Consider the following 699-nt stretch of genomic DNA (forward strand, 5'->3'; position numbering starts at 1 on the left):
AAATAGTGGAGGGTATTTTATTTATGTCTAGGAAAAATAATTTAGCCCAAATATGGGCAGAACGAATAAAAGCTTGCCAAGCAAGCGGAATAAATGTAAAAGCTTGGTGTGGAGAAAATAATGTTAGTGCTAGTCAATATTATTATTGGATCAGGAAACTAAATAATAGCTCTAATGAACTTGTTGGAGATAATTCAGTTGAATGGGCTGAGGTATCATTAGAACCTAAAAAGAAAAATATCGATAACGGAGGTTCAATTACCTTAAACTACAACGGTTTTAAATTAGAAATATCTAAGAATATTAAAAGGGATGATATAGCAGAAGTTTTAGCTGCTCTAGTTTCGGTATGTTAAATAATATAGCTGATGGTGTGGAACATATTCATATAGCCTGCGGCGCTACGGATTTTAGAAAGCAGATTGATAGTCTTTCAGCACTGGTCAGCCTAAAATTTAATCTAGATCCATTTACTCCAAAATGTTTATTTATATTTTGCAATAAAAGCAAAAATTCTATAAAGATTCTTAGATGGGACAATGATGGATTTATATTGCTTACCAAAAAACTTGTAGAAAAAATGAAATTTCAATGGCCGAAAGACTCCGAAGGAGTAAAAGATATTTCAGCTAGAGAACTTAGATGGTTATTAGAAGGTTTATCTATAGAACAACCTAAAGCCCATAAAAATATTAGTAT

2 protein-coding genes are annotated in these 699 nt (G+C 31.6%); both read left to right on the plus strand.

Annotation, left to right across the window (positions count from 1 at the left end; all coding sequences use genetic code 11):
• Positions 1-356 (plus strand): IS66 family insertion sequence element accessory protein TnpA (gene tnpA, locus ABDZ60_RS18630; protein ID WP_343780265.1); only part of this gene is annotated, 356 nt, incomplete at its 5' end.
• The coding region (gene tnpB / locus ABDZ60_RS18635) for an IS66 family insertion sequence element accessory protein TnpB (RefSeq protein ID WP_343780267.1) at positions 350-699 on the plus strand (350 nt) is incomplete at its 3' end. The genes tnpA and tnpB, both read left to right, overlap by 7 nt.

Source organism: Clostridium sartagoforme (genome assembly GCF_039521405.1).
Taxonomy (GTDB): Bacteria; Bacillota; Clostridia; order Clostridiales; family Clostridiaceae; genus Clostridium; species Clostridium sartagoforme.